This is a genomic window from Mycolicibacterium sp. MU0053 (assembly GCF_963378095.1).
Lineage (GTDB): Bacteria > Actinomycetota > Actinomycetes > Mycobacteriales > Mycobacteriaceae > Mycobacterium > Mycobacterium burgundiense.
In genome coordinates this window covers 2,992,729-3,015,744 of record NZ_OY726397.1, presented here as the reverse complement: position 1 = coordinate 3,015,744, position 23,016 = coordinate 2,992,729, and the positions used below count along the sequence as shown (strand labels likewise).

The following is a 23,016-nucleotide window of genomic DNA, read 5'->3' as shown; positions in this document are numbered from 1 at the left end:
GGGACGGGCGCCTGGGTTAGGGCATCAACGACGAAGCGTTGTCGAGCAGATAGAACATTCCGGTGGTGAATGACGCATCGCCTCCGGCGAGATGTGTTGCCACCGCGGCGACTTCGTCGGGCTCACCCCACCGTTGCTGGCGATCGGTGATGAATTCCTCGACCGGCATGCCGAGCGCGGTGGACAGCGGTCCGGTGGCTGCGGCTGCGGCTGCCGTCCGGATCATCCCGGGTACGATTGCGTTGACGCGGATGTTGTCGGCACGCAATTCCACGGCCGCGGTGCGCGTCAGCGCATCGACTCCAGCTTTGGCCGCACTGTAGGCAGCCATCGAAGGCATGCCGTGCCGACCGGCGATCGACGAGATGTTGAGAATGGCTCCGCCGCCCCGGCGCCGCAGATGCGGGACGGCGTGTTTCATGGTGTGAAATGTGCCGTTCAGCGTGATTCCGAGCACCCGGTCCCAGTCGGCGCGGGTCGTTTCAACCATCGGCGTCGCCGAGCCCAGCGCGGCGTTGTTGACCAAGATGTCGAGGCCGCCGGTGTGAGCGACCGCGGTGGTGAGAGTGGCCGCGACGTCGTCCTCGTTCGCAACGTCGCAGCGCATCGGTATTGCCGAGGCGCCGATCCTGCCGGCGCAGGCCTTCGCGGCGCGGTCGGACACATCGACGATCACGACCGTCGCGCCTTCGTTCGAGAAGCGTTGTGCGATGGCTGCGCCGATGCCGCGGCCGGATCCCATCACGACCGCGACCTTGTCTGCGAGTTGGCCGACCACTGTCCCATCCCATCCTGAGCGAACTCTGGTTAAAGCTTACCGGTTAGTTAGAATAAAGTGCGTAGTTTATCGCGCCGGGCGTGCGCGGCGGAGGCTTTCCGGTTATCTGCCGAGGATCGTCACCGTGGCCGCTGCCGCGTCGGGGCCGAGGTATCCGCCCGCATTCTCGGCCAGCGCGAGTCGGGCGCCGGCGACTTGTCGCGCACCGGCCCGACCGCGGAGTTGGTCGGTCAGCTCGACGAGTTGGGCCAGGCCGGTGGCTCCCAGCGGGTGTCCTTTTGATTGCAGTCCGCCGCTCGGATTCACCGGCAGCCGTCCGCCGATCCGCGTCTGACCGGTGCGCAGCAGATCGAGTGCTGCACCGGGCGCGCACAGGCCCAGTTCCTCGAGGACGATGAGCTCGGCCGGCGCGGCGGCATCGTGGCATTCGACGACGTCAACGTCGCCCGGCTCGATCCCGGCGGCGTCGAAGGCACGCCGAGCGACGTCCGGAACCAGCTCGCCGTAGACCCCCGGCCGGCCGGACCCGACGATGCTGGCCAGAATTCGAACCGGGGCCGTCGCGCATCGTTGCGCGACCTCGCGACTGGTGACCACCACCGCCGCCGCGCCATCGCTCATCGGTGCGCACATCGGCACCGTGAGGGGCCCGCTGACCTGGCGTCCGGTGAGCACCTCGGAAAGGGTCAGCCGACCGCCGTACTGCGCCTTGGGGTTAGCGGCGCCATGCCGCGAATTCTTGACGGCAACTCGGGCGAAATCCTCGCGGGTGGCTCCGGTGCGCTCCATGTACCAGGTCGCGAAGCGCGCATAGATATCCATGAACACGGATCCGGATCCGGTGCTGCCCAGGTCAGCCTTCACTTCGTCCAGCCGTTCCTGATCCAGCGCGGTCGTCAGGGCGGTGAGCGCCTTGCTCTTGTCTGCGATGTGTAGCTTCTCCGCGCCGACCGCCACAGCGACATCGACCTGTCCCGAGGCAACCGACAGCCAGGCCTGGTTGAGCGCGGTGGCGCCGGATGCGCACGCGTTCTCCACATTGATCAGGGGGACTCCGCGTAGCGCGGTGTCGCGCAGCGCGTGTTGGCCACGATTGGATTCCTGGCCCACCAGGACTCCGGCCAAGACGTTGCTGAAATACGCCATCCCGATCGGCGGTGCGCCGTCCGGCAGGTCGGCATCGGCGAGTGCCTCGGCGAGCGCCTCCGCCGCAAGGCTGGCCAGGCTCCGGTCTTGATGTTTGCCAAAGCGTGTCATCCCCACGCCCGTAATCACTGCTTCCCGCATTGCCATCCTCCAGCCCCGCGACCCGCTGCTCCTTGTCGAATCAAAACCTTACCAACTGGTTCAGATTGAAGGGGCGGTCGGGGCGCTGTTGTCGGGCCCGCGGATTCGCGGCACCGCCGATGCGAGAGACCTACAACCGCTCGATGATGGTGGCGTTGGCCATCCCGCCGGCCTCGCACATCGTCTGCAAGCCGTACCGGCCACCGCGCTGCTGCAAAGCGTTGACCAGCGTGGTCATGATGCGGGCCCCGCTGGCGCCGAGTGGATGCCCCAGCGCGATGGCCCCGCCGTTGACGTTCGTCTTGGACAGGTCCGCGCCGGTCTCCAGCGCCCAGCTGAGCACCACCGGCGCAAACGCCTCGTTCACCTCGAACAGGTCGATGTCGGCCAGCGTCAATCCCGCACGGGTCAGGACCTTCTCGGTCGCCGGGATGATGCCGGTCAACATGTAGAGCGGATCGGAGCCCACCACGGTGCTGGTGTGGATGCGGGCCAGTGGCCGCAGTCCGAGTCGCCGGGCGGTGTCGCCGCTGGTGATCATGACCGCCGCGCTGCCATCGGACAGCGGTGACGAGTTGCCCGCGGTGATCTCCCAGTTGATCTGGGGGAACCGCGTTGCGTACGCCTCGTTGTAGAAGGCGGATTTGAGTCCGGCCAAGGTCTGCAGCGAGATATCGGGCCGGACGAGTTCGTCGGTGCTCAGCCCGGCGATGGGGGTCAGTTCGTTCTCGAAGCGCCCATCCGTGGTGGCGCGGGCCGCCTTTTCGTGGCTCGTGGCGGAGAATTCGTCGAGCTGGGCGCGGGACAAGTTCCATTTGGCCGCGATGAGTTCGGCGCTGATGCCCTGGGGCACAAGGCCTTCGGAGTAGCGCTGCGCGAAGCCCAGGCCGAACGGATCGCTGCCCGGCAACACCGAGGTGCCCATCGGTACCCGCGACATCGATTCCACGCCGGCGGCGATGACGATGTCGTAGGCGCCGGCCAGCACGCCGTGGGCGGCAAAGCTCAGGGCCTGTTGTGAGCTTCCGCACTGCCGATCCACGGTGGTGCCGGGAACGGATTCCGGGAAGCCGGCGCCGAGCACGGCGTTGCGGGCGATGTTGACCGCCTGATCGCCGACCTGGGTAACCGCTCCGGCGATCACATCGTCGACGAGTGCGGGGTCCACGCCGGTGCGCTCGACCACCTCGCGAAGGCTGTGCGCGAGCAGGTCCGCGGGCAGCACGTCGTGCAGTGCGCCGGTGGCCTTGCCCTTACCGATGGGGGTGCGTACCGCGCCCACGATCACCGCGTCTCGTCCTGCGTAGCCGCTCATCTGTGTCTCCTCCGGCCGTGTGCTGAGTATTCTGATATCTACCCAGGTTAGAACCTGGGTATAGTCATAACAACTCAGAGGTGAGGTTGATTCCGTGGGAATGCTGCAAGGGGCACTCGCCGAGCGGGACGCCTGGTCCGCGGTGGGCCGGTGTCCGATCGAGAAGGCGATGACACTGGTGGGGACCAAGTCGGCGATGCTGATCATGCGCGAGGCGTACTACGGCACCACCCGATTCGACGACTTCTGGCGCCGCGTCGGTATCACCAAGGCCGCCGCCTCGGCACGGCTGAGCGACCTTGTCGACGCGGGCCTGCTGCGGCGCCAGCCCTATCGGGAGCCGGGCCAGCGCAGCCGGGACGAATATGTGCCGACCCAGTCCGGCCTCGACTTCATGCCCGTGGTGTGGGCACTGTTCGAATGGGGGCGCCGGCATCTGCCCGACGATTCCCCGCTGCGGTTGACCCACGACGGCTGCGGGGCCGAGGCAACGGCGCAAATGCGTTGTGAAAAGGGGCATCACGTGCCGGGCGCCGAGCTGGTCGTGCGGCAGCGCTGACTGGCGCTGCGCCGCCACGGGCACCGGTGGAGAATGGTCGTGGCGCAGCCGGTGTGCCAACTGATGGGGAGGTGACGGTGTCGGTCCTGAACGGGTACCGCGCCGCCCGGGCCCAGGCGGCGCTGTTCGAACCCGAAGGCGCCACCGGGATCGGGTACGACGAGTTCGTCGACGCCGCCGGCAACATCCGGCCGGCCTGGTCCGAAACCGCCGCGGCACTCGGTCGGCGCGGTCGTGGGGGTCTCGGCCGACTGCGCGACGAGGTGCGCACGCTGGTCGACAACGACGGCATCACCTACACCCTGTCCGGGGTTCCGGTGCCCTGGCAGCTCGATCCGATTCCGCTGCTGATCACCCCGTCGGACTGGGACCGGATCGAGTCCGGCCTGGTGCAGCGGTCCCGGTTGCTCGACGCGGTGCTGACCGATCTGTACGGGCCGCAGGAGTCGCTGTCCAGCGGTGTCCTGCCGGCGCCGTTGCTCTTCGCCCACCCCGGCTACCTCCGCGCGGCGCGGGGCCTCGCGGTGCCCGGCCGGCACCAACTGTTCCTGCACGGCTGCGATATCAGCAGGCGGGGGGGCGACGGGTTCGTGGTCAACGCCGACTGGGCCCAGGCGCCCTCGGGAGCGGGCTATGCCATGGCCGACCGCCGCGTGGTGGCGCATGCGATCCCCGAACTCTACGAACAGCTGGCCCCGCGGGCCACCTCGCAGTTCGCCCAGACGCTGCGGCTGTCGCTGATCGAGGCCGCGCCCGAGGCCGCCGAGGACCCCCTCGTCGTGGTGCTCACGCCCGGCATTCACTCCGAGACCGCCTTCGATCAGGCCTATCTCGCCTCCACACTGGGCTTTCCGCTGGTCGAGAGCGCCGATCTGGTGGTCCGCGACGGCGCCCTGTGGATGCGCTCGCTGGGCACCCTCAAACGCGTCGACGTGGTGCTGCGCCGGGTCGACGCCGCGTACTCCGATCCGCTGGATCTGCGCCCGGACTCGCGCCTCGGGGTGGTGGGGCTCGTCGAGGCGCAGCGCCGCGGCGCGGTGACCGTGGTCAACACGCTGGGCAGCGGGATCCTGGAGAGCCCGGCGATGCTGCGCTTCCTGCCCGAACTCGCCCACCGATTGCTCGGTGAGACACCGGAATTGCCGACGGTGCCCACCTACTGGGGTGGCATCGACACCGAGCGCAGCCACCTGCTGGCCAACCTGGACGCCCTGGTGATCCGGTCGGCGCTGGGCGGTCCGGACATCGTCGGTGCGGGGCTGTCGGGCGCCCAGCGCGAGCGGTTGGCGGCCCGCATCGCCGCGACCCCGTGGCAATGGATCGGGCAGGAGCCGCCCGAGTTCTCGTCCGCACCGACCCTCGGCGACGCCAACGCACTGGTGTCGGCGAGCGTGGGCATGCGCCTGTTCACGGTCTCGCAGCGCAACGGCTACGCCCCGATGATCGGCGGCCTCGGCTACGTGGCGGCGCCCGGCGCCGTCGGCTATCGACCCGAAAACCATGCCGCCAAAGACATCTGGGTGCTGCCGTCGTCCCGGTCGGGCACCGAACCGGCGATCGCCGGCCCGACGGCGGACCTCTCGGTCCCGATCGGAGCGGTCGGTGCCGGCGCGGTCAGTTCGCCGCGGGCACTGTCGGATCTGTTCTGGACGGGCCGCTATGCCGAACGCGCCGAGCTGATGGCCCGCCTGCTCACCGTGACCCGGGAGCGCTATCACGAGTATCGGCACCGCCAACACAGCGCGGCCAGCGCGTGTGTGCCGGTATTGCTGACGGCGCTGGGCGAGCTCACCGGAGCCGAGCCGGACGGTGGCGACCAGGCGGAGCTGATCGCCACCGCACCCACCACGCTGTGGTCGCTCACCGCAGACCGGGACCGGCCCGGCTCGCTGGCGCAGTCCGTCGAGCGCCTCGGGTTCGCCGCCCGCGCCGTGCGCGATCAGCTGTCCCATGACACCTGGATGATCCTGGCCTCGGTGGACCGCGCGGTGCTGCGGTTGTCCAGCGACCCGCCGGAGATCCCGAGCCTGGCCGACACCCGGATGGCCACCGCGCACGCGCGGACTCTGAGCGGCATGCTCGCGCTGTCGGGGGTCGCGGCCGAGTCGATGGTCCGGGATGTCGGCTGGACCACGATGGACATCGGAAAACGGATCGAGCGCGCGCAGCTCGTGGCCGGGCTGCTGCGCGCCACGCTGACCACCACCCGCAGCCGGGAGGCGGCCCAGACCATCACCGAATCAACGCTGGTGGCCTGCGAATCCGCAGTCATCTACCGGCGCCGCAACCTCGGCAAGGTCAGCGTCGCCGCGGTGGCCGAACTGCTGCTGTTCGACGCGAACAATCCGCGCTCGCTGGTGTATCAGCTCGACTGTCTGCGGACCCAGCTGCGGGTACTGCCCGGCGCCTCCGGGTCCACGCGTCCCGAACGCCTGGTCGACGACATCAACACCCGGCTGCGCCGCACCGACCCCGAACAGCTCGAGCAATCCGACGCGCACGGCGTTCGCGTCGGGCTGCGCGGCCTGCTCGATGAGGTGCGGGCCGGCCTCGATGAGCTCACCGCGGTGCTCACCGCCACCCAGCTCTCGCTGCCGGGTGGGATGCAGCCCCTGTGGGGCCCCGACCAACGCCGGCGGATGCCATGACCCGGCGCTACCGCATCACCCACGAGACGGTGTACCGCTACGCCGAGGTCGTCACGAGTTCGTACGGCCGCGGCTTCCTGACCCCGCGCGACACCCCGTGGCAGCGCTGCCTCAGCCATGATCTGGACATCGATCCCGAACCGTCGGACCGCTCGGTGAGCCGCGATGGATACGGCAATGTCAGCACCTACTTTCACATCACCGATCGGCACCGACGGCTGCGGGTCACCGGCACCTCGGTGGTCGAGGTCGATCCGCGGCCCGCCGACCTGTACCGCGCGGGATCGGCGCTGGCGCCGTGGGAGATCGCCCGGCCCGTCGGGTCCGACGGCGTGCCGGCCGTCGAATTCACGCTCGATCTGCAGCCCCCGGAGATCACCGCCGCCGTCCGTGATTACGCCGCACCGAGTTTCACCCCGGGGCGCCCGCTGATCGAGGCGCTCAGCGATCTCAACGGGCGCATCCACGCCGACTTCACCTACCGCTCCGGGTCCACCACGGTGTCGACCAGGGTCGCGGAGGTTTTGGCGGCCCGGGAAGGGGTATGTCAGGACTTCGCGCGGCTGGCGATCGCATGTCTGCGGGCCAACGGGCTGGCGGCCAGCTACGTCTCGGGTTACTTGGCCACCGATCCACCGCCGGGAAGGGAACGCATGGTGGGTGTCGACGCAACGCACGCCTGGGCGGCGGTGTGGACGCCGCAGGATCAGTGGCTGGGCCTGGACCCGACCAACGCCCAACTCGTCGACGAGCGCTACATCCTGGTGGGCCGGGGCCGCGACTATGCCGACGTCCCGCCGTTGCGCGGCATTATTTACACCGATTCCGAGCAGAGCGAGATCGACGTGGCGGTCGACGTCGTACCGTGTGACGAAGGAGTACGACATGCGTGATTTCCTGTGCCCGAATTGCGGTCAGCACCTGGCCTTCGAGAACTCGCTGTGCCTGGCCTGCGGCAGCGCCGTGGGGTTCTCGCTGCAGGATTCGGTGCTGCTGGTCATCACCTCGGGTCCCGACAGTGAGCACGACGGGGCGGTGGACTCCAGCGAATACCGGCTGTGCGCCAATATGCATCTGGCGGAATGCAATTGGCTGGTGAAGCTGACCCCGGGGGATCCGGAGCAGGGTGAGCTGTGTGCGTCCTGCCGGTTGACCCGCACCCGGCCCAGCGACGGCGACCCCGCGTTGAAGTCGTTCGCGGCGGCCGAGGCGGCCAAACGGCGGTTGATCGTCGAACTCGCCGAGTTGAAGCTGCCCATCGTCGACCGATTCACCGACCCGCAGTACGGCCTGGCCTTCGACCTGCTGTCCAGTACCCACGGCAAGGTGTTCACCGGCCACGAGAACGGGGTGATCACACTGGATCTCGCCGAGGGCGACGATGTGCACCGCGAGCAACTGCGGGTCTCGATGGATGAGCCCTACCGGACGCTGTTGGGCCATTTCCGGCACGAGATCGGGCATTACTACTACTACCGACTGATCGAGACCGACCCGCAGTATCTGACCCGCTTTCGCGACTTGTTCGGCGACCCGGACGCCGACTATCAGGACGCGCTGGACCGGCACTACGAGAACGGCGCCCCGGCGGGGTGGCGGGAGAGCTACGTCTCGTCGTATGCCACCATGCACGCCGCCGAGGACTGGGCCGAGACGTTCGCCCACTATCTGCACATCCGCGACACCCTGGACACCGCGGCGGCCTTCGGCTTCGTCCCGGCCGGGGCCACGTTCGATCGGCGGGCGTTGGGGCCCAGCGCTTTCGACTCGATCATCCGGATGTGGTTGCCGCTGACGTGGGCGCTGAACATGGTGAACCGGTCGATGGGCCACGACGACCTGTACCCCTTCGTGCTGCCGACCGTGGTGCTGGAGAAGATGCGGTTCATCCACCAGGTCATCGACGAGGTGACCTCGAATCCGGCCAAGCTGGCGGCCGCCGGCGGCTGAGGAGCGCGCGGGAGTGGCGTAACCGCACAAACGCGGTTGCCCTCCCTAGGATCGCTCGGTGTGAGTGACCGCTACGGAAAAGACGTGTTGGCCAGCGATCCGCATCGACGCACCCGGGTGCGCGCCACCGAACGCCCGGTGGAGGTGGGGTTGGTGGTCGAGGACGCCGGCACCGGGTACGTCGGCGCGGTGGTCCGGGTCGAATACGGGCGGATGGACCTCGAGGACCGGCACGGGCGGGTCCGTGGCTTCCCCGTCGGCCCGGGCTACCTGATCGACGGGGCCCCGGTGATCCTGACGCCGCCGCGCAAGACGGGTCCAACGGCACCGGCGCGCACCGCGTCCGGATCGGTCGCGGTGCGCGGCGCGCGCGCCAAGGTGGCGTTGGGCAGCCGGATCTACGTGGAGGGCCGCCACGACGCCGAACTCGTCGAACAGGTGTGGGGCGACGACCTGCGCGTCGAGGGTGTGGTGGTCGAATACCTGGGCGGCGTCGACGATCTCGCCGCGATCGTGGCCGACTTCGCGCCCGGTCCCGGGCGCCGACTCGGGGTGCTGGTCGACCACCTGGTGTCCGGGTCCAAGGAAGAACGCATCGCCGACGCGGTGGCCCGCGGGCCCGGCGCGGCGCACACGCTGGTGGTCGGTCACCCCTATGTCGACATCTGGCAGGCCGTGAAGCCGGCCCGGGTCGGTCTGCGCGAATGGCCGACCATTCCCCGCAGCGTGGAGTGGAAGCGCGGCATCTGCGCCGCCCTGGGCTGGCCGCATCAGAGCCAGGCCGACATCGCCCGCGCCTGGCAGCGCATCCGGTCGCGGGTCCGCGATTGGAACGACCTCGACCCGGCCCTGATCGGGCGCGTGGAGGAACTCATCGACTTCGTGACGGCACCGGCCTGAGCGCCGCCGCCGGCGCTATGAGCAGATGCTGGGCCGGCCCGCCAGATAGTTGCAGTCCATCGGGAACCGCTCCACGACGGGCGGATCGAGGATCTCGATCAACGTCAGGCTGAACGGCTCCTTGGTCATCCCCGGCGGGCGGCCGCACTCGTCGCCCCACAGCGTGGTCCGCGTCCCGGTCAGGGTGACCTCGCTGAACTCGAACTTCTGCTGCAGCCGAGCCGTGCTCCCGTCGGGGCACACCTGCCCGTTGGGCGGGTTGAACTCGAAGGCCCACAGGCCGTTGGACAGCCGCGCCCGGCCCGCGAGGTTGAGTAGCCGTTCCTCGGGATTGGCCGGGCGGTCGGTCGTACCCGTCACGTTGAGCACGCACCCCAGGGTCTGGATGTGCGGATCGGAGTAGTCGGGCTGGGCCCGGGTGCCACTGGCCTGGGCGCAGATCGACTGCATGCTCCAGACCGCGTCGACCTTCCCGGGCTGGCTGTAGGCATACTGGCCGTCGGGCGGTGGCACCGGCGGTGCGGACGTCGCCGGCGCGGCGGTCCCCATCGCGGCCAGCACGGCGACCGCGCCGGTCAGGCCGATCCGCTGTCGCAACCTCATAGCGTGCTCCTCCGGGCGAATTGTGTGAACAAGGTTTATCACCTTCTGTCGGGCCCGGTCACGGGTCAGCGCCAAATCGGCCTCGGATATGTCGCTTGATCGTGGTAGCACTTAAGACGTGTCCGACGGTTTGTTCGATGTGCGACCCGACCCCCCGGGCGAGCCCGCCTCCGGCGCGGGCATCCCCGCGGGCGGACCGTCGGCGCCGCTGCCCGTCCGGATGCGCCCGGCGACCCTGGATGAGGTGGTCGGCCAGGATCACCTGCTGAAGCCCGGTTCGCCGCTGCGCCGGCTCGTCGACGGGTCCGGGGCGGCCTCGGTGATCCTCTACGGCCCCCCGGGCACCGGCAAGACCACGCTGGCCTCGCTCATCTCCGGCGCCACCGGCCGCCGATTCGAGGCGCTCTCGGCGCTGTCGGCCGGGGTCAAGGAGGTGCGCGCCGTCATCGACGTGGCCCGGCGGGCCGCCGCCTACGGCGAACAGACCGTGCTGTTCATCGACGAGGTGCACCGGTTCTCCAAGACCCAGCAGGACGCGCTGTTGGCCGCGGTCGAGAACCGGATCGTGCTGCTGGTCGCGGCGACCACCGAGAATCCGTCGTTCTCGGTGGTGGCGCCGCTGCTGTCGCGCTCGCTGATCCTGCAGTTGCAGCCGCTCGACCCCGCGGGCATCGAAACGGTGATCCGCCGCGCCATCGACGATGAGCGCGGTCTGGCCGGCAAGGTCGCGGTCGACGACGACGCGGTGGAACTGCTGGTCCAGTTGGCCGCCGGGGACGCCCGCCGCGCCCTGACCGCACTGGAGGTCGCAGCCGAGACCGTCGAGTCGACGGGTGCCGCGGTCGGGGTGGAAACGGTGGAACAGTCCCTGGACCGCGCCGCGGTCCGCTACGACCGCGACGGCGATCAGCACTACGACGTGGTCAGCGCCTTCATCAAATCCGTCCGCGGCTCCGACGTCGACGCGGCACTGCACTACCTGGCCCGGATGCTGACCGCGGGGGAGGACCCCCGCTTCCTCGCCCGCCGCCTGATGATCCTGGCCAGCGAGGACATCGGGATGGCCGACCCGACCGCGCTGCCGCTGGCGGTCGCGGCCGCCCAGACCGTCCAGCTGATCGGGATGCCCGAGGCGCAGTTGACGTTGGCGCACGCCACCGTGCACCTGGCGACCGCGCCCAAGTCCAACGCGGTCACCACGGCGCTCGGCGCCGCGATGAGCGACATCAAGGCCGGCAAGGCCGGGATGGTGCCCCCGCATCTGCGTGATGGCCACTACTCCGGGGCCGCGGCGCTGGGCAACGCGCAGGGCTACCAGTACTCCCACGATGCGCCGGATGGTGTTGCGGCCCAGCAGTATCCACCAGACGAGCTGGTGGGCACCGATTACTATCGCCCCACACCCCGAGGCGCCGAGCGTGAGCTCGGCGCCCGGGTGGAGCGGTTGCGGGCGATCATTCGCCGGCTGGTGAGGCGCTAGCGCCGCGCCAGGCCCGAGCGTTGCCGCCGCCCCATCACCGCCGCGACCAGGGCGACGCCGATGACCGCGACGACCAGCTGGACCAGCAGTTCGAGCCAGTCGACCCCGCCGGTGTTGGTCGAGATACCCATGGCCTGGGCCAGCCAGGTGCCGATGAGCGCCGAGACAATACCGACCACGACGGTCAGCACCATTCCGATCGCCTGCTTGCCGGGCAGTATCAGCCGGGCCAGCACACCGATGACTGCGCCGATCAGGATTGCCGTGATGACTCCGGTGACGGTCATTTTCTTACCTCGTTCGGTGAGTGGGTGGGACGAGCTGGTGGGAGGTGAAATACCCCGCCACCGGGCCGGACAAACCCTGCCTACCCTGAAGGAATGGACACCGATGTACTCGAAGTCGACACCACCCGCCGTCGCACCGCCGATCTCACCGACGAGGTGCGCGGCTTCTGCGCCGGGCGCGGTGACGGGCTGTGCAACGTCTTCGTCCCGCATGCCACGGCCGGCGTGGCGATCATCGAGACGGGTGCGGGTTCCGACGACGATCTGGTGGACGCCCTGGAGCGGTTGCTGCCGCGCGACGACCGCTACCGCCATGCGCACGGATCGCCCGGCCACGGGGCCGACCACGTGTTGCCCGGTTTGGTGTCGCCGTCGGTCACCATCCCGGTGCAGGGTGGCCGGCCGCTGTTGGGCACCTGGCAGAGTGTCGTACTGGTCGATCTGAACAGGGACAATCCGCTGCGATCGGTGCGGTTGAGCTTCGTGGCTGGCTGATCCGCCCGACCGGTAGTGTGGGACGGTCCACTCAGGTGACCGGACACGCGGGGGGCGCGGACACCACATGCCGAACAGGGAAGTAACGACGTGCAGACACACGAGATCAGGAAGCGGTTCCTCGATCATTTCGTGAAGGCGGGCCACACCGAGGTGCCGAGCGCCTCGGTCCTGCTCGACGATCCCAATCTGCTGTTCGTCAACGCCGGGATGGTGCAATTCGTCCCGTTCTTCCTGGGCCAACGCACCCCGCCGTATGACCGGGCCGCCAGTGTCCAGAAGTGCATTCGTACCCCCGACATCGACGAGGTCGGCGTCACCACCCGGCACAACACCTTCTTCCAGATGGCCGGGAACTTCTCGTTCGGCGACTATTTCAAGCAGGGCGCCATCGAGTTGGCCTGGGCGCTGCTGACCAATTCGGTCGACGCGGGGGGCTACGGACTCGATCCGGAAAAGCTCTGGGCGACAGTCTATTACGACGACGACGAGGCCGCCCAGTTGTGGCGGCAGATCGCCGGGCTGCCCGCCGAGCGGATCCAGCGCCGCGGTATGGCCGACAACTACTGGTCGATGGGCATTCCCGGCCCGTGCGGCCCGTCCTCGGAGATCTACTACGACCGGGGGCCCGCTTACGGCATCGAGGGCGGCCCGGAGGCCAACGAGGACCGCTACATCGAGATCTGGAATCTCGTCTTCATGCAGAACGAACGCGGCGAGGGCACCAGCAAGGACGACTACGAGATCCTCGGTCCGCTGCCGCGCAAGAACATCGACACCGGCATGGGCGTGGAGCGGGTGGCCTGCCTGCTGCAGGGTGTGGACAACGTCTACGAAACCGATCTGGTGCGCCCGGCCATCGATGTGGTCGCGGCCCGGGCCCCGCGCGGCTATGGGCAGGGCAACCACGCCGACGACGTGCGCTACCGGATCATCGCCGATCACAGCCGCACCGCGGCGATCATCATCGGCGACGGCGTCACCCCGGGCAACGAGGGCCGCGGCTACGTGCTGCGGCGGTTGCTGCGGCGCATCATCCGGGCCGCCAAACTGCTCGGTGTCGACGACCCGATCATGGCCGAGTTGATGGTCACCGTGCGCGATGCGATGGCGCCGTCCTACCCGGAGCTGGCAGCCGACTTCGACCGCATCAAGCGGATCGCGGTGGCCGAGGAGACCGCGTTCAACCGGACCCTGGTGGCCGGATCGCGGTTGTTCGACGATGCCGCGGAATCGACCCGCAAGGCCGGGAAATCGACACTGAGCGGTACCGACGCCTTCACGTTGCACGACACCTACGGCTTCCCGATCGACCTGACGTTGGAGATGGCCGCCGAGGCGGGCCTGACGGTCGACGAACTCGGCTTCCGGGAGCTGATGTCGGAGCAGCGTCGCCGCGCCAAGGCCGACGCGGCCGCGCGCAAGCATGCGCACGCCGACCTCAGTGCCTACCGGGAGCTGGTCGATGCCGGCCCCACCGAGTTCACCGGATTCGACGAACTGACCTCCGAGGCACGAATTCTCGGCATCTTCGTGGACGGCAAACGGGTTCCCGTGGCCGCGCACCAGCCGCGCGAACACGGCGAGTCCGCGGTCGGGCACCGCGTGGAGATCGTGGTCGATCGCACCCCGCTGTACGCCGAGTCCGGCGGTCAGATCGCCGACGTCGGCACCATCTCCGGGCACGGCGGAACCGCCCGTGCCGCGGTCACCGACGTCCAGAAGATCGCCCGCACCCTGTTCGTGCACAGCGTGAACGTCGAGTCGGGGGAGTTCGTCGAAGGCGACACCGTCACCGTCGCGGTGGATCCGGGCTGGCGCCACGGTGCCACCCAGGGGCACTCCGGCACCCACATGGTGCACGCCGCGCTGCGGGAAGTATTGGGCCCCAACGCCGTTCAGGCCGGCTCGCTGAACCGGCCGGGCTATCTGCGCTTCGACTTCAACTGGCAGGGCGCCCTGACCGAGGAGCAGCGCAGCGAGATCGAACTCGTCACCAACCAGGCCGTCGAGGCCGACTACCAGGTGCACACCTTCCACACCGAACTCGAGAAGGCCAAGAGCATGGGCGCCATGGCGCTGTTCGGTGAGGCCTATCCGGACGAGGTCCGGGTGGTCGAGATCGGTGGCCCGTTCTCGCTGGAGCTGTGCGGCGGTACCCACGTGCGCAACTCGGCGCAGATCGGGCCGGTGACCATCCTCGGCGAATCCTCGGTGGGTTCCGGGGTGCGCAGGGTGGAGGCCTACGTCGGGCTGGACTCGTTCAAGCACCTCGCCAAGGAACGCGCCCTGCTCGCCGGCCTGGCGTCGTCGTTGAAGGTGCCCTCGGACGAGGTCCCGGCCCGCGTCTCCCAACTCGTGGACCGGCTCAAGGTCGCCGAACGGGAGATCGAACGGACGCGGCTGGCGACCGCGCGCGCGGCCGCCGCCAATGCGGCCGCCGGCGCCGAGGTGGTGGGTAAGGTGCGGCTCGTGGCGCAACGGATGTCCGCCGGCATGACGGCCGCCGACCTGCGATCGCTGGTCGGTGACATTCGCGGCTCGCTGGGCACGGATCCGGCCGTGGTGGCCCTGATCGCCGAGGGCGAGAACGCGGCCGTGCCGTATGTGGTGGCCGCCAACCCCGCCGCCGTCGACTTGGGGCTGCGCGCCAACGATCTGGTGCAGACCCTGGCCTCGGCCGTGGACGGGCGCGGCGGCGGCAAGGTCGATCTGGCGCAGGGCTCCGGAAAGAATCCCGCGGGCATCGACGCCGCCCTGGCGGCCCTTCGCGCCGAACTCGCTCGGACCTAGGTGCGTGGCTCCCGACCTCGACCGGCAGCCGGACCGGCCTGGAACCGACGACCCAGGCCGGGGCCGTCGCCTCGGGATCGACGTCGGCACCGTGCGGATCGGGGTGGCGGTCAGCGACCCCGACGCGATCCTGGCCACTCCGGTCGAAACGGTGGCGCGCGATTCCCGGAAGTCGGCCCGGCATCTGCGGCGGCTGTGCGCACTGGCCGCCGAATATGAGGCGGTCGAGGTGGTGGTCGGGCTGCCCCGGACGCTGGCCGACCGGATCGGCACGTCGGCCGACGACGCCATAGCGGTGGCCGATGCGCTCGCCCGGCGCCTGCCCGAGGTGCCCGTTCGGATGGCGGATGAACGATTGACCACGGTGACCGCGCAGCGCTCGCTGCGCGAGGCCGGGGTGCGCGCCAAGGGGCAGCGCAACATCGTCGATCAGGCCGCCGCCGTGGCGATCCTGCAGGGATGGCTCGATCAGCGCCGTACAGTACTGGACAGTTTTCCCCCCGAGAGGTCGCATGACTGAGGACGTAGAACCCGAACGCGCCCAACCGATTGCGGTGGGTCCACCACGACGGCGGCTGTCCCGGGCGGCGCGCGTGCGCGCCGAACGCGACCGCCGGCGGCGTCGACTCGTCACCGGCGCCGCGCTGGTGGTGCTGACGGTGGTGGTCGTCGCGGTGGCCTTCCTGGGTTCCAAGCTGTGGCACGGTATGACGGGCACGCCGAACGACTTCGCCGGTGACGGCGTCGACGACGTCGTGATCCAGGTGCACGAGGGCGACTCGACCACCGCGGTGGCCCAGACCCTGGTCGACGCCAACGTGGTGGCCACCGCCGCGGGCTTCGTGGAGGCGGCCTCGAGCAGCGCCGCGATCGCCGCCATCCAGCCCGGCTTCTACCGAGTGCGGACCGAGATCCCCGCGGCCCTGGCGGTGGACAAGCTGGCCGATCCGGCCAACCGGGTCGGCAAGATGACCATCCCGGAGGGGCGCCAACTCGACGACACCACCGACGTCAAGACCCACGCCGTGACCGCCGGGATCTTCACGCTGATCTCGAATGCCAGTTGTGTGGAACTCAACGGCGAGCAGGAGTGTGTACCGGCCGCGGAGTTGCAGGCCGCGGCCAGCACCGCCGCGCGCGCCGATTTGCAGATCCCGGACTGGGCCGCCGAGCGCGTCGACGCCATGGGTGACGATCACCGGCGCATCGAGGGGCTGATCGCGGCGGGCACCTGGAACGTCGACCCGTCGGCGTCGGCGACCGAGATCCTCGCCGATCTGATCGACACCAGCACCACCCACTACACCCGCGACGGACTGCTCGAGACGGGTGCGGCCATGAACATGTCGCCCTACGACGTCCTTGTGGTCGGGTCGTTGGTGCAGAAGGAGTCCACGCCCGAGGACTTCCCGAAGGTCGCGCGCGTCATCTACAACCGGCTGGCCGAACCGCAGAAGCTGGAATTCGACTCGACCGTGAACTACTCGCTGGACCGCCAGGAGATCGCCACCACCGACGCCGACCGCGCCGCGGTCACCCCGTGGAACACTTACGCGTCCGAAGGCCTGCCGGCGACGCCGATCGCCGCGCCGGGGCAGCCGGCCATCGAGGCCGCGGTGCATCCCGCCGACGGCGACTGGTTGTACTTCGTGACCATCGACATGTCGGGCACCACCCTGTTCACCAAGGACTATCAGCAGCACCTGGCCAGCATCGAGATCGCCCGTCGCAACGGTGTCCTCGACAGTGCCCGGTAGCGCGCGGGCCGCCTCGTGACCGCCCGCCGGGCCGCGGTGCTGGGGTCACCGATCGCGCATTCCCGTTCACCGCAGTTGCACCTGGCGGCCTATCGCGCGCTCGGGCTCACCGACTGGAGCTATGAGCGCATCGAGTGCACCGCGGCCGAATTGCCGGCCCTGGTGGGCGGATTCGGCCCGGAATGGGTCGGGGTGTCGGTGACGATGCCCGGCAAGTTCGCGGCGCTGGAGTTCGCCGACATTCGCACCGAACGGGCCGCGTTGGTCGGCTCGGCCAACACGTTGGTGCGGGTCGACGGCGGGTCCCGCTGGCGCGCCGACAACACCGACGTCGACGGCGTCATCGGGGCCCTCGAACCGGTGCTGAGCGCGCCCGGCGGCAGCGCGATCGTGCTGGGCTCCGGCGGCACCGCCCCGGCCGTGGTCGCGGGCCTGGCGCGCCTGGAGGTGGGGGAGATCGTGGTGGCCGCGCGCAACGCCGAACGGGCCGCCGACCTGCTGGCCCTGGCCGCGCGCCTGGACCTGCCGGCGCGGCACTGCCCGCTGACCGCCGCCGCGTTGGCGGCCGCGGCGGCCGGTGCGGCGGTGGCCGTCAGCACGCTGCCCGCCGAGGTGGCCGCCGACCACGCGGCGGCACTCGCGGGCGTGCCGGTGTTCCTCGACGCCCTCTACGACCCGTGGCCGACGCCGCTGGCTGCGGCCATCGCGGCTGCCGGCGGCACCGTGGTCAGCGGTCTGCAGATGCTGCTGCACCAGGCCTACGCGCAGGTCGAGCAGTTCACCGGGCGCCCCGCGCCCCGCGCCGAGATGGCCGCCGCGCTGGCCTGACAGCGGCCATCCACAGGTGCTCGCCGGTGGTGCGCCCGGCCCGCCCGGCCCGCCCGCTACGGTGCGGGCGTGCCATGGCTGCTGACGATCGCGACGGGGGCGTGGCTGCTGGCGTTGACCGCCTGGGACCTCACCGCGCAGCGCCTGCCCAATGCGCTGACCCTGCCCGGCGCCGCCGCGGTCATCGCGGTCGCCACCGCGTCGGGGTCCGGGGCCGCCGCGGTCGCCGGTGCGCTGCTGCTGGCGGCGGCCTATCTGCTCATTCACCTGCTGTCACCGGCGGGCCTGGGCGCCGGCGATGTGAAGCTGGCGTTGGGGTTGGGCGCGCTGACCGGGGCCTTCGGGGCCGCGGCGTGGACCTCGGCGGCCCTCGGCGCCCCGCTGCTGACCCTGCTGTGGGCGGTCGCCACCGGGCGTCGGGCGGTGCCGCACGGCCCCGCGATGTGCGCGGCCAGCGCGGCGGCCGTCGCCGTGGCACTCGCGCTGACCTGAGGCGATTACGTCAGCGGCCGCCCACATGGGAAGATGGGACGCGTGTTGCGATGGACCACTGCTGGCGAATCCCACGGCCGCGCGTTGGTGGCCGTGGTGGAGAATATGGTCGCCGGCGTGCGCGTGACGTCCGCCGATATCGGCGCCCAGCTGTCCCGGCGCCGCCTCGGCTACGGCCGCGGCGCCCGGATGAAGTTCGAACAGGATCAGGTGACGGTGCTGGCGGGGGTGCGGCACGGCCGCACCCTCGGCGGCCCGATCGCCATCGAGATCGGCAACACCGAATGGCCGAAGTGGGAGACCGTGATGGCTCCCGACCCGGTGGACGAGGCCGAACTCGAGGTGGCTCGCAACGCGCCGCTGACCCGACCGCGGCCCGGCCACGCCGACTACGCCGGCATGCTCAAGTACGGCTTCGACGACGCCCGCCCGGTGCTGGAGCGCGCCAGCGCCCGCGAAACCGCGGCCCGGGTGGCCGCCGGGACCATCGCGCGGGAGTTCCTGCGGCAGGCCTTGGGTGTAGAGGTGCTGTCCCATGTCATCTCGATCGGGGACTCGCAGCCCTACGAGGGTCCGCCGCCGCAGGCCGGTGACCTCGACCGGATCGACGAGAGCCCGGTGCGCGCGTTCGACGCGGCCGCCGAGGCGTCGATGATCGCCGAGATCGAGGCCGCCAAGAAGGATGGCGACACCCTCGGTGGCGTCGTCGAGGTGGTGGCCGTCGGGTTGCCGATCGGACTGGGCTCGTTCGTCAGCGGTGACAGCCGGCTCGACAGCCAACTCGCCGCCGCGGTGATGGGCATCCAGGCGATCAAGGGCGTGGAGATCGGCGACGGCTTCACCACCGCGCGCCGCCGCGGCAGCCAGGCCCACGACGAGATGTACCCCGGCCCCGACGGGATCATGCGCTCGACCAACCGGGCCGGCGGCCTGGAGGGCGGCATGACCAACGGTCAGCCGGTGCGGGTGCGGGCGGCGATGAAGCCCATCTCCACCGTGCCGCGCGCGCTGGCCACCGTGGACATGACCACCGGCGAGGAGGCCGTGGCCATCCATCAGCGCTCGGATGTCTGCGCGGTGCCGGCGGCCGGCGTGGTGGCCGAGACCATGGTGGCGTTGGTACTGGCCCGCGCGGTGCTGACGAAGTTCGGTGGGGATTCGCTGCCCGAGACCCGCCGCAATATCGAGGCCTACCTGCAGACGGTGGCCGCCCAACAACCGAACACCGCGCCGACAGCCGTCTCGGGATAGGCGTGCAGGCGATGGCTCCCAAGGCGGTACTGGTCGGAATGCCGGGATCGGGGAAGTCGACGATCGGGCGTCGGCTCGCCAAGGCCACCGGATCGGCGTTCCTGGACTCCGACGCGAAGATCGTCGAGGTTGCCGGACGCCCCATCGCCGACATCTTCGCCACCGACGGGGAGGCCGAGTTCCGCCGCATCGAAGAAGAGGTGATCAAGACCGCACTGGTCGAGCACGACGGCATCCTGTCGCTCGGCGGCGGTGCGGTCACCAGTCCCGGCGTGCGTGACGCGTTGGCCGGTCACACCGTGGTGTACCTGGAAATCAGTGCGGCCGAAGGTGTTCGGCGCACCAACAGCGGCACCGTCCGGCCGCTGCTGGCCGGCGGCGATCCGGCCGAGAAGTTCCGCACGTTGATGACCGAGCGGGTGCCGCTGTATCGCCGGGTGGCGACCATGCGGGTCAACACCAATCGGCGCAACCCCGGCGCGGTGGTTCGCCAGCTGGCCGACCGCCTCGAGCATCCGGAACCGAACCCCCGAGACCCCCAGGACGCCAAGGTCGCCAAGGCCGCCAAGCCGCGCCGCCGCCGGCGGTCGTCGTGGCGGCTGTCGTCGAGCCCGCAACCGGGCTCGGAGCCCGGCGCGGCGACCCCGCCCAAGCCGGCCGCCCCGGGCCCAGATTCGCCCCCCAGTCCCAGTCCACCTACCCCGGCGACCCCGGCCGCCCTGGCGGCCCGCCGCAGCGAGGTTCGTAAATGAGTGAGAGCACCGCACCAGTGCAGATCGACGTCGCGGTCGACCCGCCCTATCCGGTCATCATCGGCACCGGTCTGCTCACCGAACTCGGTGAGCAGTTGGCCGGCACCCACCGGGTGGCCATCCTGCATCAGCCGGTGCTGACCGAGACCGCCGAGGCGATTCGAAAGTATCTGTCCGACAAGGGTATCGACGCCCATCGGATCGAGATCCCGGACGCCGAGGACGGCAAGGAGCTGCCGGTGGTCGGCTTCGTCTGGGAGGTGCTGGGCCGCATCGGGATCGACCGCAAGGATGCGGTGGTCAGCCTCGGCGGCGGCGCGGCCACCGATGTGGCCGGCTTCGTGGCGGCCACCTGGCTGCGCGGCGTCTCGATCGTTCACATCCCGACCACCCTGCTCGGCATGGTCGACGCCGCCGTCGGCGGCAAGACCGGAATCAACACCGACGCGGGCAAGAATCTCGTCGGGGCGTTCCACCAGCCGCGGGCCGTGCTGGTGGACCTGGCGACCCTGCAGACGTTGCCGCGCAACGAACTGGTCGCCGGCATGGCCGAGATCGTCAAGGCCGGTTTCATCGCCGACCCGACGATCCTGGATCTCATCGAAGCCGATCCGGAGGCCGCGCTCGACCCCGCCGGGTCGGTCCTGCCCGAGCTGATCCGGCGCTCGATCGCGGTGAAGGCCGAGGTGGTGGCCGCCGACGAGCGGGAGTCCGCGCTGCGGGAGATCCTCAACTACGGACACACTCTGGCGCACGCCATCGAACGCCGGGAGCGCTACCGGTGGCGCCACGGCGCCGCGGTGTCGGTGGGTTTGGTGTTCGCCGCCGAACTGGGTCGACTCGCCGGCCGCCTCGATGACCACACCGCCGATCGGCATCGCAGCATTCTGACCGCGCTGGGGCTGCCGGTCAGCTACGACGCCGACGCGCTGCCGCAACTGCTCGAATACATGGCCGGCGACAAGAAGAACCGGGCCGGGGTGCTGCGGTTCGTCGTTCTCGACGGCCTGGCCAAGCCGGGCCGGCTGGAAGGTCCGGATCCGACGCTGCTGGTCGCGGCCTATTCCGAGGTCGCCGCGAGCGGGTAGGACCCGCGCGCGATTACTGCGCGGGGCGGTCCTCGTTCGGGTCCCGCTCAGCCACGGCCACCGCAGAGCTCTGCTGCTCCGGGTAGTCCTCGGCGCCCGCGGTCTCCGCGGTGCGCTCGTCGTCGCGGACGGCGGCGAACACGTCGGTGTCGGCGCGCTCGTCGTCCCACCCGGCGTCGCGCTGCCGGACCACCGGCGGCGCGTTGCGGTCGACCAGCCACCGGCCGACGGCGACCGCGGTGATCGCCGGCAGGAACACCAGCAGCGCGGTGAACGCCGCGAACGTGGTCAGCTCGTTGATCAACCCGCCGACGTACAACGCGGGGTACACCACGGAGATCAGCCAGCACACGACGCCGGAGACCACCCCGGCGACCAGCCCGGCGAGCAGCCAGGTCATCGCGAGGTCGTTGCGGCGGTCGGGGTCGGGATTGGTGCGCGCGTCGGCCCGGCCGTCGAGCCAGCCCCACAGCAGGGCGCAGACCGCGAAGATCGCCAGCAGCACCACGCTGATCAACAACGCCTGGGTTTCGAACTGATTGATCAGCGTCCCCTGGACGAGGCGGACAACGATCATCAGGCCCGCGAACACCAGTCCGCGCAACAACCACTTGCTCATGAGGTGACAGCCTAGCGAGTACCGTCACCGGGCGTGACACATTCCCAGCGTCGTGACAAGTTGTGTGCCCGGTTACAGACCGCGTCGTGGGACGCCATGCTGGTCAGCGACCTGAACAACATCCGATATCTGTCCGGATTCACCGGATCCAACGCGGCGTTGCTGATTTTCGCCGACGCGCGCCCGGCGGTGCTGGCCACCGACGGCAGGTACCGGACCCAGGCCGCGGCCCAGGCGCCCGACATCGAGATCGTCATCGAGCGGGCCTGCGGGGCCGCGCTGACCACGCGTGCGGCCGCCGCGGGGGTCCGGAGCCTGGGCTTCGAGGGGCATGTCCTGACCGTCGATGCCCATCACGCGCTCACCGCCACGCTGTCCGATCACCCGAACACCGCCCTGGTCCGGGCCTCCGGCGCCGTCGAGGCGCTGCGGGAGGTCAAGGACGCCGGCGAGGTGGCGTTGCTGCGGCTGGCCTGCGAGGCCGCCGACGCGGCGCTGGCGGCCCTCATCGAACGCGGCGGCATCCGGCCGGGCCGCACCGAGAAGCAGGTGCGCAATGACCTCGAGGCGCTGATGCTCGAGCACGGTGCCGACGGCGCCTCGTTCGAGACCATCGTGGCCACCGGCGCCAACTCGGCGATTCCGCACCATCGCCCGACCGAGGCGCAACTGTGCACCGGGGACTTCGTCAAGATCGACTTCGGCGCGTTGGTCGGCGGCTACCACTCCGACATGACCCGGACGTTCGTGTTGGGCGCGCCCGCGGCCTGGCAGACCGAGATCTACGACCTGGTGGCGACCGCGCAGCGGGCCGGTCGGGAAGCCCTGGCCCCGGGGGTGGCGCTGGCCGCCGTCGACGGCGCGGCCCGCGAGGTGATCGCCGCGGCGGGGTACGGCGAATCGTTCAGCCACGGGCTCGGGCACGGCGTCGGATTGCAGATCCACGAAGCGCCGGGAATCAACGCCAAGGCCGCCGGTACACTGCTTGCTGGCTCTGCGGTTACCGTGGAACCCGGCGTCTACTTGCCCGACCGCGGCGGAGTCCGCATCGAGGACACACTCGTCGTGGGCAACCGCCCCGAACTGCTTACCCGGTTCCCCAAGGAACTGCAGACTCTCTAAAAGGAGCACCAC

At 70.0% G+C, this 23,016-nt stretch carries 22 protein-coding genes; 16 read left to right on the top strand and 6 right to left on the bottom strand.

Going from position 1 to position 23,016, the window contains the following annotated elements:
• Nucleotides 1-16 precede the first annotated feature (16 nt).
• From RCP80_RS13980 to RCP80_RS13970, 3 genes are all read right to left on the bottom strand, one after another.
• Nucleotides 17-778, bottom strand: a complete 762-nt coding sequence (locus tag RCP80_RS13980; RefSeq protein WP_308478244.1) for an SDR family NAD(P)-dependent oxidoreductase — start codon at nt 776-778, stop codon at nt 17-19.
• Nucleotides 779-880: 102 nt separating this feature from the next.
• Nucleotides 881-2,065 (bottom strand): thiolase family protein, encoded by a 1,185-nt coding sequence (locus RCP80_RS13975; RefSeq protein ID WP_308478243.1) that lies wholly within the window; start codon nt 2,063-2,065, stop codon nt 881-883.
• A gap of 130 nt (nt 2,066-2,195) precedes the next feature.
• On the bottom strand, nt 2,196-3,380 hold the full coding sequence (locus RCP80_RS13970) for a thiolase family protein (protein WP_308478242.1): 1,185 nt from the start codon (nt 3,378-3,380) through the stop codon (nt 2,196-2,198).
• A gap of 94 nt (nt 3,381-3,474) precedes the next feature.
• Between RCP80_RS13970 and RCP80_RS13965 the strand changes: the two genes are divergently transcribed.
• Genes RCP80_RS13965 through RCP80_RS13945 form a run of 5 tightly spaced genes read left to right on the top strand, consistent with a single transcriptional unit; the run spans nt 3,475 to nt 9,437 of the window.
• Complete coding sequence (locus tag RCP80_RS13965; protein WP_308478241.1) at nt 3,475-3,939, top strand: winged helix-turn-helix transcriptional regulator; 465 nt, start codon at nt 3,475-3,477, stop codon at nt 3,937-3,939.
• Between the two features lie 26 nt (nt 3,940-3,965).
• On the top strand, nt 3,966-6,587 hold the full coding sequence (locus RCP80_RS13960; RefSeq protein WP_373693346.1) for a circularly permuted type 2 ATP-grasp protein: 2,622 nt from the start codon (nt 3,966-3,968) through the stop codon (nt 6,585-6,587).
• Nucleotides 6,584-7,480, top strand: coding sequence for a transglutaminase family protein (locus tag RCP80_RS13955; protein WP_308478239.1), 897 nt, complete (start codon nt 6,584-6,586; stop codon nt 7,478-7,480). Before RCP80_RS13960 ends, RCP80_RS13955 begins: the two co-directional genes overlap by 4 nt.
• Nucleotides 7,473-8,537: a zinc-binding metallopeptidase family protein gene (locus tag RCP80_RS13950; RefSeq protein WP_308478238.1), complete on the top strand. Its 1,065-nt coding sequence runs from the start codon at nt 7,473-7,475 to the stop codon at nt 8,535-8,537. The genes RCP80_RS13955 and RCP80_RS13950 overlap by 8 nt, the downstream gene beginning before the upstream one ends.
• Before the next feature lie 60 nt (nt 8,538-8,597).
• On the top strand, nt 8,598-9,437 hold the full coding sequence (locus RCP80_RS13945; RefSeq protein WP_308478237.1) for a DUF3097 domain-containing protein: 840 nt from the start codon (nt 8,598-8,600) through the stop codon (nt 9,435-9,437).
• A gap of 15 nt (nt 9,438-9,452) precedes the next feature.
• Here the strand turns inward: RCP80_RS13945 and RCP80_RS13940 are convergent, their stop codons facing one another.
• Nucleotides 9,453-10,040: a hypothetical protein gene (locus RCP80_RS13940; RefSeq protein WP_308478236.1), complete on the bottom strand. Its 588-nt coding sequence runs from the start codon at nt 10,038-10,040 to the stop codon at nt 9,453-9,455.
• Between the two features lie 118 nt (nt 10,041-10,158).
• Between RCP80_RS13940 and RCP80_RS13935 the strand changes: the two genes are divergently transcribed.
• Entirely contained in the window at nt 10,159-11,520 is a 1,362-nt protein-coding gene (locus RCP80_RS13935; protein ID WP_308478235.1) for a replication-associated recombination protein A, read from the top strand.
• On the opposite strand, the gene RCP80_RS13930 is transcribed toward RCP80_RS13935, so the two are convergent.
• Nucleotides 11,517-11,807 carry a GlsB/YeaQ/YmgE family stress response membrane protein gene (locus tag RCP80_RS13930; protein ID WP_308478234.1) on the bottom strand — a complete coding sequence of 97 codons (291 nt, stop codon included), beginning with the start codon at nt 11,805-11,807 and terminating at the stop codon, nt 11,517-11,519. The two genes, RCP80_RS13935 and RCP80_RS13930, sit on opposite strands and share 4 nt — an antisense overlap.
• A 93-nt stretch (nt 11,808-11,900) precedes the next feature.
• Here RCP80_RS13930 and RCP80_RS13925 point away from each other — a divergent pair, with 93 nt between their 5' ends.
• From RCP80_RS13925 to aroB, 9 genes are all read left to right on the top strand, one after another.
• Entirely contained in the window at nt 11,901-12,302 is a 402-nt protein-coding gene (locus RCP80_RS13925; RefSeq protein ID WP_308478233.1) for a secondary thiamine-phosphate synthase enzyme YjbQ, read from the top strand.
• A gap of 90 nt (nt 12,303-12,392) precedes the next feature.
• On the top strand, nt 12,393-15,095 hold the full coding sequence (gene alaS, locus RCP80_RS13920) for an alanine--tRNA ligase (RefSeq protein WP_308478232.1): 2,703 nt from the start codon (nt 12,393-12,395) through the stop codon (nt 15,093-15,095).
• Between the two features lie 4 nt (nt 15,096-15,099).
• Nucleotides 15,100-15,615: a Holliday junction resolvase RuvX gene (ruvX, locus tag RCP80_RS13915; RefSeq protein ID WP_308478231.1), complete on the top strand. Its 516-nt coding sequence runs from the start codon at nt 15,100-15,102 to the stop codon at nt 15,613-15,615.
• Entirely contained in the window at nt 15,608-16,852 is a 1,245-nt protein-coding gene (locus RCP80_RS13910) for an endolytic transglycosylase MltG (protein WP_308478230.1), read from the top strand. The genes ruvX and RCP80_RS13910 overlap by 8 nt, the downstream gene beginning before the upstream one ends.
• Nucleotides 16,853-16,867: 15 nt before the next feature.
• Nucleotides 16,868-17,680: a shikimate dehydrogenase gene (locus RCP80_RS13905; protein WP_308478229.1), complete on the top strand. Its 813-nt coding sequence runs from the start codon at nt 16,868-16,870 to the stop codon at nt 17,678-17,680.
• A 69-nt stretch (nt 17,681-17,749) separates the two neighbouring features.
• Nucleotides 17,750-18,172 carry a prepilin peptidase gene (locus tag RCP80_RS13900; protein ID WP_308478228.1) on the top strand — a complete coding sequence of 141 codons (423 nt, stop codon included), beginning with the start codon at nt 17,750-17,752 and terminating at the stop codon, nt 18,170-18,172.
• Nucleotides 18,173-18,214: 42 nt separating this feature from the next.
• Nucleotides 18,215-19,423, top strand: coding sequence for a chorismate synthase (gene aroC, locus RCP80_RS13895; RefSeq protein WP_308478227.1), 1,209 nt, complete (start codon nt 18,215-18,217; stop codon nt 19,421-19,423).
• Between the two features lie 11 nt (nt 19,424-19,434).
• Complete coding sequence (locus RCP80_RS13890) at nt 19,435-20,175, top strand: shikimate kinase (RefSeq protein WP_308478226.1); 741 nt, start codon at nt 19,435-19,437, stop codon at nt 20,173-20,175.
• Complete coding sequence (aroB, locus tag RCP80_RS13885; protein ID WP_308478225.1) at nt 20,172-21,263, top strand: 3-dehydroquinate synthase; 1,092 nt, start codon at nt 20,172-20,174, stop codon at nt 21,261-21,263. Before RCP80_RS13890 ends, aroB begins: the two co-directional genes overlap by 4 nt.
• 13 nt (nt 21,264-21,276) lie before the next feature.
• Here the strand turns inward: aroB and RCP80_RS13880 are convergent, their stop codons facing one another.
• Nucleotides 21,277-21,882, bottom strand: a complete 606-nt coding sequence (locus RCP80_RS13880) for a B-4DMT family transporter (protein ID WP_308478224.1) — start codon at nt 21,880-21,882, stop codon at nt 21,277-21,279.
• A 33-nt stretch (nt 21,883-21,915) separates the two neighbouring features.
• On the opposite strand from RCP80_RS13880, the gene RCP80_RS13875 reads away from it, so the two are divergent.
• Entirely contained in the window at nt 21,916-23,004 is a 1,089-nt protein-coding gene (locus RCP80_RS13875) for a M24 family metallopeptidase (RefSeq protein WP_308478223.1), read from the top strand.
• Nucleotides 23,005-23,016 lie beyond the last annotated feature (12 nt).

Excerpts from the sequence above, each read along its gene's own strand:
- RCP80_RS13950 (WP_308478238.1), top strand. The coding sequence starts at position 7,473 with ATGCGTGATTTCCTGTGCCCGAATTGCGGTCAGCACCTGGCCTTCGAG.
- RCP80_RS13970 (WP_308478242.1), bottom strand. The coding sequence starts at position 3,380 with ATGAGCGGCTACGCAGGACGAGACGCGGTGATCGTGGGCGCGGTACGC.
- RCP80_RS13880 (WP_308478224.1), bottom strand. The coding sequence starts at position 21,882 with ATGAGCAAGTGGTTGTTGCGCGGACTGGTGTTCGCGGGCCTGATGATC.
- RCP80_RS13975 (WP_308478243.1), bottom strand. The coding sequence starts at position 2,065 with ATGCGGGAAGCAGTGATTACGGGCGTGGGGATGACACGCTTTGGCAAA.
- RCP80_RS13890 (WP_308478226.1), top strand. The coding sequence starts at position 19,435 with ATGGCTCCCAAGGCGGTACTGGTCGGAATGCCGGGATCGGGGAAGTCG.
- aroB (WP_308478225.1), top strand. The coding sequence starts at position 20,172 with ATGAGTGAGAGCACCGCACCAGTGCAGATCGACGTCGCGGTCGACCCG.
- RCP80_RS13910 (WP_308478230.1), top strand. The coding sequence starts at position 15,608 with ATGACTGAGGACGTAGAACCCGAACGCGCCCAACCGATTGCGGTGGGT.
- RCP80_RS13940 (WP_308478236.1), bottom strand. The coding sequence starts at position 10,040 with ATGAGGTTGCGACAGCGGATCGGCCTGACCGGCGCGGTCGCCGTGCTG.
- RCP80_RS13925 (WP_308478233.1), top strand. The coding sequence starts at position 11,901 with ATGGACACCGATGTACTCGAAGTCGACACCACCCGCCGTCGCACCGCC.
- RCP80_RS13930 (WP_308478234.1), bottom strand. The coding sequence starts at position 11,807 with ATGACCGTCACCGGAGTCATCACGGCAATCCTGATCGGCGCAGTCATC.
- RCP80_RS13955 (WP_308478239.1), top strand. The coding sequence starts at position 6,584 with ATGACCCGGCGCTACCGCATCACCCACGAGACGGTGTACCGCTACGCC.